Here is a 12,006-nt window from a genome sequence, read left to right as displayed (position 1 = left end):
TCCCGGAGGGTGGTTTAATGGCTGCCCTTCTGACTTAAAGGCCGGTGGCAAGATGTCTGAGGATATCCTGCGCCGGCTCACTTTTTTGAATATCCCCAACCCCTTGGCCTGCATAAAGCTGCACCGTTTGGGCAAAACGATCTGTATTACCAGGGCGTGCACCTGCTGCTTTCCAGTTACGAAGGGCTTTGATCTTAGGTTTGATCACACGGTAGGGTGTCCCGATGGGCCAGCCATAACTGTAGAAATGACCATGGTGGGTATCATCTGGTCCCGCCTCGATAAGCCGTTGGCGGTAGATCGGATGGGCATTGGATTCTTCTGCGGCAATAAAACTGGTTCCAACCCAGGCTCCAGCAGCACCCATTCCCATAACCGTTTTGATTTTTTCTGCGCTTGAAAGGCCACCTGCTGCCAAAACAGGAACGGAACCTGCGAGCTTTAAAACCTCTGGTAATAAGGAGAGAAGGCCCGTTTTGCTGATGACGTGGCCACCAGCCTCAATCCCTTGGGCGATTAGTATATCAGCCCCTTGTTCCAGTGCTTGTTTGGCCCCGGCTACTGACCCGATTTGCACCATAGTCGTGATCCCGGCAGCTTTGATTTTGGGAATAGTGGTTTCAAAATCCCCCCAATAGAGGGAAATGGCTTTTGGCTTTTCCGCAATCGCTACCTCTAGCTGGGCGTCAAACCCATCTGGGCCGCCTCCGGGCGGGACAAGGTTCACTGCAAAAGGTTTGTCGGTTTTGGATTTCACTTCCCGAAGCCAGCTTTGCAAATCCGTTGCTGGCAAACGGATACCTCCTAAATGGCCAAGGGCGCCAGCCTCACTCAAAGCTGCGACAAGATCCGGTCCTGCAATCCCACCCATGCCAGCCGGGCAAATGGGATTATGTGTTCCGATCAGGCTTTCAAGATCTGCCATGAAGGGTCTCCTTTTGTGATTGACTTATGGGATCATAAAGAACAATTTAAATCATGAAAAATGAATTATTATGAAACTTAGTATCTTGAATAGTGATATATGGATCTGAAGTCCTTACATATTTTCAAAGCCGTCGTGGAAGAGGGCAGCGTGTCGGGGGCGGCTGAAAAACTGGGCCGTGTTCAGTCCAATATCAGCACTCGCCTCAAGCTGCTGGAAGAAGATGTCGGTAAACCTTTGTTTGATCGGATCGGTCGCAAACTGGTTTTAACCTCTGAGGGTCATGTTCTTCTCGGCTATGCTGACAGAATTTTGAATCTGTCTGAAGAAGCGCGTTTAGCTTTGGAAGACAGGTATCCAGGTGGTCCCTTTCATCTTGGCGCTATGGAAAGTACGGCTGCAGCAAGGCTTCCTGTCGTCACCGCTGAATTTGCAAAACAGTATCCCGATATTCAGCTAAACTTGCACACTGGAACCGCAGGGGCCCTTTACGAGAAACTGAAAAATCGGCAACTGGAAGCGACCTTAATCGCCGAACCTGTTGAGGATGAAACCCTTGAAACTCTCCCCATCTATGAAGAAGAACTGGTCTTGATAACACCAGAGAGTTTCCCCCTTTTTACGGATCGTAGCCAACTCACCGGGAGAACCTTGATTGGATTTGAACCGGGGTGCGCCTATCGGGGCTATCTTGAAAGATGGCTGGCGGAGGAAGGCATTCATCCTGGTGCACAGCTCTCCATGAACTCCTATCTTGCCATATTCTCCAGCGTGAGCGCCGGCATGGGATTTGCCCTCGTTCCACGCTCGGTCCTGGATCTTTTTGGCGAAAGGCAAAGGTTTCAGATCCATCCTCTTGGGGGGAAGTTCTCCAAAATACGGACACTTCTGGTTTGGCGTCGGGGCACTCTGTCTTCCAACTTGAAGGCGTTTCGGGAACAATTGATTTATTAGAACATTGTTAATGGTCTAAGTGGTAACGTCTTACCAAGATTTTGGACTTAAGCGTAGCGTGACAGTTTCTGGACAGAAATCTTGTGGATGGAGTGCCGATTGAAGCCTTTCCTTTTTTTGAACTCGCTAATTTTATGGGTGAGTGCCAGCTTGGCATTTGCCGCACCAAGTGATCCGATCGTAATCGGTCTGAATGCAGACATGTCTGGCAGCACCAAGCTTGCTGGTACTGCGATTGAGCGCGGAGCCAAAATTGCGATCTCAGAAATTAATCAGCAAGGAGGCGTTTTAGGTCGTCCACTTGAGTTGATGATCACAGATCACAGGGGCAACCCCGCAAGGGGGAAAGACAACGTCCTTGATTTAAGTGCGGTTCCCGAACTGGTCGCTATTTTAGGAGGTCTCCATACGCCAGTAGTACTTGCAGAGTTGGAGCTTATCCATCAAGAAAAGGTTCCCTACTTGGTTCCCTGGGCCGCTGGCACAACGATTATTGATAACGGGTACTCCCCCAACTACGTTTTTCGCGTTTCTGTTCGTGATGAATTTGCCAGTGAATATTTACTGGATCAGGCCATAAAACAAGGTTTTAGAAGCCCTTGCTTGCTGTTGGAAAATACAGGTTGGGGGCGATCAAATCAGAATGGATTTCAAAAAGCTGCCCAGAAGTTTGGAGTAACTTTACCTGATACACAGTGGTTCAACTGGGGGGCAAAAAGCTTTAGGAACATTCTTGCAGAGTTTTCCAAAAAACGATGCGATGTGATCATGCTGGTGTCCAACGCGCGAGAGGCAGTTTTTCTCGTTCAGGACATGGCAAACTTACTGGAAAAACAGCGGGTTCCGATTATCTCCCATTGGGGGATAACTGGTGCCGACTTTCCCAAGCTGATTGAAGGCTACAGCGACAAGATTGAACTCACCTTCTTGCAAACCTATTCTTTCTTTTCGCCGACACGCTCTGAGGTCGCAGAAAGAATAATAGAAAAATACTATCAGCAATTCGACACATCAAAAGAACTGGCAGCCATCGTATCTCCCGTCGGTACGGCGCATGCTTATGATCTCATACATCTGCTTGCACGCGCGTTAAAGCGGGCAAACTCTTCGGATCGCGATGCTGTCAGAGCAGCGTTGGAGAAATTGGACCGTTATGAAGGTCTTGTCCGCGTGTATGAGAAGCCATTTACGGAAACCCGGCATGATGCGCTGGATAGAACCGATTTCAGATTAGCCCGCTATGGGGAGAACGGTGAAATAATTCCCCTGGAGACAGTTGATTGACGCGTCCGACGAAACATAACGAAACGTCACAAAACAGGCGAAAACTCTCAAGTTATTTGAACTTGCGGGTAACCCTGCCCGCTATTGTTATGGTGGTCATTTGCTCCGTTGTTGCGACTTACTATGTCAAGCAGACACTATCTCAAGGGGTGCAGGATCGCTTGCAGCGTCAGGTGGAGCAAACGGCAAATACAATTGCGCTTCGAATTGATCTGTTGGTGGATTCAGTGCGGGCGATGTCGGAAAACAGCCTTGTGATTAACAGTGTGATTGATGAGCAAACTCGGAACAATCGGCTGTCCCTGTTTTTTAATTCTGTTCGCTTGGCCAACACGAAAAAAGAAGAAATCTGCCTGACTGATTATCGCGGGCGCGCCATAACAGATTGCTCGGGATTGAATCTGGTGGACTTCTTAACGGAATATCACTGGACAGAAACTGTCATGGCTGGCGAGGTCTTCCTGGAAATTACACCAAGCTTCCTATTATTGGCTGTGCCAGTCTTCTTTGATGATATAGCCGAAGGAGCGCTGGTGGTTTATTATCCCGCTGAGAGCCTGCCAGCGCTACTCAGTTCTCCGTCTATATCTGAGGAAACGACCATCCGGTTGGAGGGGCAGAATAAAACAATCCTTAAGGCCCGCTCTGAAGGTTTTCAGCAGGTTCAGCTGACCTCGGAACCGGATCAGCAAAACAGTGACTGGATAATCACATCAGCATTAGTGCCGGGATACGAGCAACTTCGTATTTTTTCGGGCGAGCAAACGATCCAGGCTCTTCAGCTATCAGAACAAGTGGCATTGGTCTTCGCCGTTCTGTCTATTGTCTTTCTGCTGATCTTGGTTTTAAGTAGCCTCATGGTTCTGCGGATTGTTGGCAAACCTGTCGGTTTGATAGCCAAGACTGCAGATAATATTCGGGAAAGGGAGACCTTTACAGAGCGCGCACCTCTCGTTGGCCCTTCAGAGTTTCAGGATCTTGCCATCCGCTTTAATCAGATGCTGGATAAAATGAGCGAAGCAGGAACCAATTTGCGCCGTGAGGTTGAAGAGCGGCGCGTATTGACTGACCGCCTGGAGACCAGCAAGCTGAGCCTGATGCGGGCGCAGAAGGTTGCCGATATTGGATATTGGAACCTGGATATGGTGAAAGAAGAGGAAGAATGGTCTCCTCATTTGTGCGCGATCTACGGTGTTCCTAAGGATACACCTGCCAGTTTTGAACGGTTTCAAGCCTGTGTTCATCCAGATGATCTGGCTCGGGTTGTCGAAGAGCAGCGGCTCGGGATTTCGCGCGGTCAACCGTTTAAACTGGAATATCGCCTTCAGCATATGGATGGCAGCATCCGGGAGGTCCTCTCATTTGTTGATCCTCAGTATGATAAGCATGGCGAAATTCGCTACGTGTCCGGTATTGTTCAGGACGTGACCAATATGCGCCAGACCCAGCGGGATTTGCAGAAATCCATGAAGGATCTGCACCAGGTGAATGCGAACCTGGAAAAATCTGTTCAGCAGCGAACTCAGGAAATCCGGGTTCAGAAAGAAAGAGCTGAGCAGGCTAACCAGGCCAAGTCTCAATTCCTTGCGTCTATGAGCCATGAAATCAGAACGCCGATGACCGGTGTTATTGGGTTCGCTGAAATGCTGTTGGAAGATGAGTTGAGCGACGCCAGCAAGGATCGGGTTGAGAAGATCATCGAAGCGACAAAATCCCTGCTGACGATTATCAATGATATTCTGGATATGTCCAAGCTGGATGCCGGAAAAATGGAACTGGAAATGCTCGATTTCCATCTGCCTGAGTTGGTGGAAGGCTCACTCGAACTCTTCAGTGATAAATTGGCAAAGATGGAAGATGTGGAGCTTGACTTGGATATGGCTGAAAATGTTCCAACTTCTGTTAATGCGGATCCCACTCGCTTGCGTCAGGTGCTGATCAACCTGGTTGGAAATGCGGTCAAGTTTACCCACAAAGGGAAAATCAAGGTTTCTGTTCAGTTGAGAGAAGAAAGCGTTTCGGGCCCTTATCTGCGTTTCGATGTAGCAGATGATGGCATTGGCATGAACGAAGAAACACTTGAGGTCATTTTCAGCGAATTCAGTCAGGCCGATGCCTCTATCTCCCGTAAATACCATGGGACAGGGCTTGGCCTTGCCATTTGCCAAAAGCTGATCAATTTAAGCGGTGGTCAAATTGGTGTCGAAAGTGAAATTGGTAAGGGAAGTACTTTCTGGTTCACTATTCCATATGTTCCTGCTGAAAAAGAAGTGTCTCCAGAACTGGTTAGAAGCAGGGAGCAGGAGTTCGTAACAGCCCGGCCACTTCACATCCTGGTGGCAGAGGATAACAAAGTGAACCAGATCATTGTGTCTGAAACCTTGAAGAAGATGGGTCATAGTTTTGATATTGCCGAAAACGGGGCGGAGGCCGTTAGCAAGCATAAAAATGGGACTTTCGATCTCATTCTGATGGATGTGCGCATGCCTGAAATGAGTGGTCCTGATGCAACTCGGATGATACGGCAATCTGAAGATCCAACCAAAAAAGATATTCCCATCATTGCCTTGACTGCAGATGCTATGAAGGAACACCGAGAGAGTTATGAAGAGGCGGGCATGAATGACTGCGTCACTAAACCCTTTGAGCGGATCACCCTTCTGAATGTGATCAATGATGTGATGGGTGATCAAATACATGTGCCGAAAGGGGAGGAAGCCTCAATCCTCAAACTGCGGCAAGCCGCAAACGCCGATTTTAATGACCAGTTCACGGAATATGTACTGGTGGATGATGACGGGCTGGAGGACATGCGCAGAGTGTTGGGGCAGGAAGCTTTTGTCACTATTGTTGAAGCCTCAATTTTGAGCCAGCATGAGCTTCTTGTTACCCTTGAGCAGGCGATAGAAACACGAGATATAGCGGCCATTAAAGCCTGCTGTCATACAATGAAGGGCTCAGCTGCGCAGTTTTTGGCACTTCGTCTCGCTGCCGTTGCAAAAGAGATGGAAGCTGTTGTGGACGATTTAGATCAGTTGAAAGCTCTCTTGCCTCAATTGCAGAAAACGATTGCAGATACTGTTGCCGTTTGGCGGGGGTTCCTTGGTTATAAGAAGGTTTTGCGCGGCTGATTTTTCCTAATTTTGAGAAAAGTTGCGAATAGTTCTCATAATGAATTGAAGTATGACGCAAATGCTTTATATTGCTTTGCAAATAACTCTTAATATTATTGAGGAAGGGAACTCAAATGCGGCTCGGTAAGTTTGCTTTGGCAGCAGCAACGGCTATATCTTCTTTCGTTTTTTCCGCTAGTGCTTTTGCTAGCGAGGTTAATCTTTACTCCTATCGGCAGGAAAAACTAATCCGTCCGATCCTGGAGGAATTTGAGAAGGAAACCGGAATTAAGGTCAATGTCGTCTTTGCTAAAAAAGGGATGCTGGAGCGCCTGAAAGCTGAGGGGATGAATAGCCCTGCAGACGCAATTTTGACCGTAGATATTAGTCGTCTGGCTGAGCACAAGGAAGCTGGCGTGTTGCAACCTGTAAAGGCGGAGCAGGCTGAAGCGAATATTCCAAGCCAGTATCGGGATCCGGAGGGATATTGGTATGGCTTGACGGTTCGTAGCCGGGTTGTCTTCTACGCTAAAGATCGTGTGAAGCCTTCTGATCTTTCCACTTATGAAGACTTGGCGGATCCAAAATGGAAAGGCCGGATTTGCGTGCGGTCATCTTCCAATGTTTACAACCAGTCCATGCTGGCATCTTTGGTTGCACATCTGGGGGCTGAAAAAGCTGAAGCCTGGGCAGCTGGGATTAAGGAAAACTTGGCGCGTAAGCCACAAGGCGGCGATCGGGATCAGATCAAGGCTGCAGCAGCTGGTGAATGTGATATCGCGATCGGGAACACATACTATTACGGCAAAATGCTGACTTCTAAAGATGAAGCCCAGCGCGAAGCTGCTGATAAAGTAGCGATCTTCTGGCCAAACCAGAATGACCGTGGTGCCCATGTGAATATTTCTGGTGTTGCAGTAACTAAGGCCTCAAAGAATAAGGAAAATGCAATCAAACTGATTAACTTCTTGTCAGATGATACCGCGCAGGAATTCTATGCTTCTTCCAACTTTGAGTATCCAGTGAAAGCTGGCGTTCAGATCGACAAGGTTGTAGCCGCTTGGGGTGAGCATAAATTCGATGCGATCGGCCTTGATAAAGTTGCAGATCAACAGGCGGAAGCTGTCAAAATCTTTGATCGGGTTGGCTGGCGCTAAACGAAGCTCAGGCAACTGTTTTGAAATTGAAAAACGGGCCAACTTGGCCCGTTTTTTTTATGCCATATGCCTCGCTTTGGCTAAGCTTTGTGATTTTGGAAAGCCGCTTTTAACGCAGTTACTCCCTCGTTAATTGCGACATTTGCAGTATCAATTGCCCCACCGAGATTGATAAACCCGTGGATCATGCCCGGATATTCAGTGTAAGCCACAGTATTTCCTTCCTCAGCCAGTCGATCTGCGAACGCTTTGCCTTCATCCTTTAATGGATCATATCCCGCGGTTTGAACAAGCGCCGGTGGAAGACCCTTCAGGCTTTCAGCCAGTAGCGGAGAGGCGCGCCAGTCATTTCTGTCTTTGGAACTTGGCAGATAATGTCCCTGAAACCAGGTCATCAGGTCCCGGGTGAGGAAATAGCCTTCCGCGAGCGCTTCGTGGGATTCTGTTTCCATATGCATGTTAGTCGCCGGATAGATCAGCCATTGAAACGCAGGAATGGGAAGATCCGCTTCTCTTGCCATCAGGCTGACAACTGCACTCAGGTTTCCACCGGCACTATCACCTGCAACGGCGACGGCTTTGGGGTTGCCACCATGATTGGCAATATGGGCAAGTACCCATTCATAGGCAGCGAGGCAGTCTGTCGGGGCTGCCGGAAATGGGGCTTCTGGGCCCATGCGATAATCGACTGAGACAACCAGGAATGTGCCTTCATTGCTGATTTGCCGACAAAGGGCATCATGGCTGTCCCGGCTGCCGATAACCCAGCCACCCCCGTGATAGTAAACCACTACCGGTAAGTTTTCACCGCCACTGACAGGTGTATAAATCCGCAACGGAATATCACCATTAGGTCCGGGAATATCCAGATCTTCTGTTTTCCCAATTGGTATGTCTTTCAGGCACAGCTTTTGCGCCCGTTCTTCATAGGCGGCCTTGGCTTCCGTAGCTGTCATTTCCTCAAGAGGAGGAACTTTGGCTTCGATGGCAATATCAAGCACCCATTTGGCTTGTGGATCCAGACTCATGATTTAGTCTCCGGCTTTTAGCTTCTTTTCTACAAAATTGAGGCGATCCTGGCCCCAGAATATTTCTTCGCCAATCACATAAGACGGTGCGCCAAATACGCCTTTTTCGATAGCGTCTTTTGAGTATTGCATGAAACGATCAGCGTATTTCTGGTCTTGCGATTTTTCATAGAGATCTCGACCGTTCAGGCCGAACTCGTTTGCGATTTCGATTATGGTCTCTGGGTCGGCAATATTCTGCTCCCTGGCCCAGACCCCTTTCATATATTCTTCGGCCAATCCGAAGGCGTCAGCGCCTTCTTCAGCGGCAACGAGGCAAACCTTGCTGGCGTCGGTGCTATCAACCGGGAAAAATTTGGGGTGAATATTCAGCGGTATATTTAACTCCATCCGCCATCTATCCAACTCCATCAATCGATATTTTTGGCGAGCTGGTGCGCGCTTATTAAGCGGCAGGCCGCCTGTTACTGGAAAAACTTGTGTTAGATCAACTGGCATGAAATTGATCTTAGCGCCGTATTTTTCCGCCATATCTGCCAGGCGTCGATGCCCCATATAAGTCCAGGGGGATGATAGACTTACGTAATAGTCAATGGTGGTGGGCATGATGGTCTCCATGTTTTCTGTCATTATTCTGACAAGCGATGGCTTGTCTATTTGTGGGCGCGCCCCGCATGTTCAGTCACGGTTTTGGCCAATAGCATGGCCGCTTCGATTGAATGTTTTAGAATTTTCGAACAGGGGCAGTGGTAAATAAGTGCTCGTCACCAGACGCATGGAAAAGTGAACACTATAAGATGAAGAATTCATGCTACCTATTACAACGCAAACGTCGTCCCTCCCTCAAGGATCCAAGCATCTGTCATCCAGGGCCCGAGGACTGTAGTCCAGTCTCTTGAACTGAAACCCCAACAGAAACTTCAACTTTTGCGATTAGGATAACCTGATTGCGGCCAGCTGTATAGAAACAATCGGAAATGCTTCTAGTCAGTAGGATCCGCAATCGGCAGGAAAGACTTCAACGTTTGATCAAGATCGAGATCAGATCCAAACTTGTAAAGCGAACAAATCCGGCTCAACGCCAAACTTGGATCCGGTTTTTCACCAAGGGACTGGTTGGGACTGGATTGAAAGGTGATCTTGAATGCGGAATGCAGATAGGGCGAAATATGGGCAAGCTTGAGGATCTGCTGGAATACATTAAGCGCTCGATCTTTCAGGCAGACACGGATGCGGGACATGGGAACATCACATTTCTTTGCCAGGGCTTTTGCAAATATTTCTTCTTCGCCAACCAGAAACAGACGCAGCATCAGCGTTTCACTCAAGCGCCCATCATTGGTAATTTGCTCCAGAATCTGGACTTTCTTTGTCTCGTCCTTGGCAAGTGTCATTCGGGTGACCAGCGTGGCCTCGCTTAAGGTTCTCCGACGTCTGTATTTGACCAGATAAGGGATCTCCTCATCTCCAAAAACCAGTTCGTGGTAGGATAAAGGAAGAAGCTTGCAAATCACGGCCTTACTGTCTTCATCAAAATGTCCACGTTTTAAAAGCGTATCGATAACTTCGGCGTCTTTTGCAAAGCGGGTGAGAATTTTTTCGTAAATTCTGTCATTTAACTCAGCTGCCTGATTGGCGAGGCAGGCGATGACAATGGGGCGACTGGAATGTTCCGCGATATAGGCAGCGATTGTCTCCTGCAGCGGGGATCGCTTGGCGATGGACAGATGAATATCCTCGGATCCGGATTTCAAAAGGCTCAATAGCTCTTTGGGCCCAAGGACTGTGGAATTTTCGAGGATGGGGCTTGCGACCTCTTTCTTATCCATGGCGAGCTGAAGCGCAACCCACTTTTCAAGATTAGGGCTGGACATCACTGAATGGGAGAGAGAGGCGCGCACGTTTACATCAGGGTCATTCACCAATTGGCTTATTTCCGTGGCCATTTCCATCTTTTGCTCCGCCGTTGGGTTGAGGAGGCAGTATTTTCGAGCAACAGCTTCAAGGGCCGCCACCTTGTCTTTAGGGACGGATACTGAGGTAGGTCCCTCAAAAACAAACTCTTCGTGTAACTCGTGATAAGCCATAACCAACAATTTAATAATATAACTTATCTTCTTATATTATTAATAGTTGAATAAACGGTTAATGGGAAATTGAAGGATTCTACATATCGTATAGGTTATATTGAGGTTAGACCTTTCAGGTCACTGAATTGCCGAATGGCAAAGCTGTCAGTCATACCTGAGACGAAATCCGTGATATCCAGCAACCAGTCATATAAAGGCTTGGAATAGTCTCGCTGATTTTCAAACAGGTTCATCACAACCTTGGAGCGGGGGGATGGTGGGGCTTTCTCGTTAAGCAGTTTTTCCCATTCCAGATTGGCGGTGAAAAAGACTTCCAACAGAGTATTCAGGATTTCTGAGCCCCGAAGTTCTGCTTGAACCCTTTCTCTGTGATTGAAAATCCGAGTTTTACACAGGACATTGACCTCTTCAAAGATATTGGCGTTCATGGAATAGCTCAGCAGGTCTTTTTTAAAGCTGCCTTCCAGAATATCTCGCTCATAATCAGCAAAGATTGAAGAGACCTCGCCAATCAAGTGGCCAATGCATTTTGCCCGAAGGTAGGAGATTTTCTCAGAATTATCCTCAATCTCCCCATAGCGATTAGGGGATTCTCCCAAAAGCCGCAGCATCAGATCCTCTGTTTCGGCAAACTCGAGGCGTCCCAGTTTGTATCCGTCCTCGATATCCACCACTGAATAACAAATGTCATCAGCAGCCTCGACCAGGTAGGTCAGCGGGTGACGGCACCAGTAGTTGCGGTTTTCGCGCTTAATCAAGCCAAGCTCACCCGCAATCGCACTGAATTCAGGGAGTTCCGACTGCATAATACCGAACTTCTTGCCGGCGAAGTCTTCGGGAATCGGATTTTCAATGTCGGAGACCCGGGGATATTTCATAAAGGTTCCAAGGGTCGCATAGGTGAGGCGAAGTCCACCATCATGGCGCCAGTTTTGCAGTTTTGTCAGAACCCGAAACCCTTGCGCGTTGCCCTCAAATTCCAGAAAGTCTTTTTGTTGGGCGCTGCTCAGACCATCAAGATGACCTTTGGCCGCAGCCCGTGTTTTGAACCAGTGGCGAATGGTATCCTCACCAAAATGGCCAAAGGGCGGATTGCCGATGTCATGGGCGAGGCAGGCAGCGGAGACGATATGACCAAATTCAGCCGCTGTGTAGGTACTGTTTTTGAGATGCCGATCAATGACGACCTGTCCGGCATTGGCACCAAGTGACCGCCCGACGGAGGCAACTTCCATAGAATGAGTGAGGCGAGTGCGGACGTAATCACTGTCCGTCATGGAGTGCACTTGGGTCTTATCCTGTAACCGCCGGAAAGCGCTGGAAAAGACAATTCGGTCCTGATCCTTATGAAAAGGGCTTCGGGATTCCGAGACCGGTTCCTTGGTTTCCTGTCCAAAGCGTTTGGTGGATAAGAGTTTGTACCAGTCCATCATGGGAATTTGTCTCTTTTCGCCT

9 protein-coding genes are annotated in these 12,006 nt (G+C 48.5%); 4 read left to right on the top strand and 5 right to left on the bottom strand.

The window, feature by feature from the left end:
- Window positions 1–34: 34 nt before the first annotated feature.
- Window positions 35–925, bottom strand: coding sequence for an NAD(P)H-dependent flavin oxidoreductase (locus HH301_RS00380; RefSeq protein WP_169566057.1), 891 nt, complete (start codon window positions 923–925; stop codon window positions 35–37).
- 99 nt (window positions 926–1,024) lie between these two features.
- Here HH301_RS00380 and HH301_RS00375 point away from each other — a divergent pair, with 99 nt between their 5' ends.
- From HH301_RS00375 to HH301_RS00360, 4 genes are all read left to right on the top strand, one after another.
- Entirely contained in the window at window positions 1,025–1,879 is an 855-nt protein-coding gene (locus tag HH301_RS00375) for a LysR family transcriptional regulator (RefSeq protein WP_169566056.1), read from the top strand.
- 99 nt (window positions 1,880–1,978) lie between these two features.
- Window positions 1,979–3,163 (top strand): ABC transporter substrate-binding protein, encoded by a 1,185-nt coding sequence (locus HH301_RS00370; RefSeq protein WP_169566055.1) that lies wholly within the window; start codon window positions 1,979–1,981, stop codon window positions 3,161–3,163.
- Window positions 3,160–6,294 (top strand): HAMP domain-containing hybrid sensor histidine kinase/response regulator, encoded by a 3,135-nt coding sequence (locus tag HH301_RS00365; RefSeq protein WP_169566054.1) that lies wholly within the window; start codon window positions 3,160–3,162, stop codon window positions 6,292–6,294. The genes HH301_RS00370 and HH301_RS00365 overlap by 4 nt, the downstream gene beginning before the upstream one ends.
- Before the next feature lie 116 nt (window positions 6,295–6,410).
- On the top strand, window positions 6,411–7,433 hold the full coding sequence (locus HH301_RS00360; RefSeq protein WP_169566053.1) for a Fe(3+) ABC transporter substrate-binding protein: 1,023 nt from the start codon (window positions 6,411–6,413) through the stop codon (window positions 7,431–7,433).
- A gap of 80 nt (window positions 7,434–7,513) precedes the next feature.
- Here the strand turns inward: HH301_RS00360 and HH301_RS00355 are convergent, their stop codons facing one another.
- The 4 genes from HH301_RS00355 to HH301_RS00340 form a co-directional block, all read right to left on the bottom strand.
- Window positions 7,514–8,461 (bottom strand): alpha/beta hydrolase, encoded by a 948-nt coding sequence (locus tag HH301_RS00355; protein WP_169566052.1) that lies wholly within the window; start codon window positions 8,459–8,461, stop codon window positions 7,514–7,516.
- A gap of 3 nt (window positions 8,462–8,464) precedes the next feature.
- The gene (locus tag HH301_RS00350) at window positions 8,465–9,067 is read right to left on the bottom strand and encodes a 2-hydroxychromene-2-carboxylate isomerase (protein ID WP_169566051.1); all 603 of its coding nucleotides are present in this window, start codon (window positions 9,065–9,067) and stop codon (window positions 8,465–8,467) included.
- A 377-nt stretch (window positions 9,068–9,444) separates the two neighbouring features.
- Window positions 9,445–10,548: a DUF2336 domain-containing protein gene (locus HH301_RS00345; protein ID WP_169566050.1), complete on the bottom strand. Its 1,104-nt coding sequence runs from the start codon at window positions 10,546–10,548 to the stop codon at window positions 9,445–9,447.
- A gap of 95 nt (window positions 10,549–10,643) precedes the next feature.
- Entirely contained in the window at window positions 10,644–11,984 is a 1,341-nt protein-coding gene (locus HH301_RS00340) for a deoxyguanosinetriphosphate triphosphohydrolase (protein WP_169566049.1), read from the bottom strand.
- Window positions 11,985–12,006: the final 22 nt, after the last annotated feature.

The organism is Sneathiella limimaris, from assembly GCF_012932565.1.
Taxonomy (GTDB): Bacteria; Pseudomonadota; Alphaproteobacteria; order Sneathiellales; family Sneathiellaceae; genus Sneathiella; species Sneathiella limimaris.
This window is presented reverse-complemented; position numbering and strand designations above follow the sequence as displayed.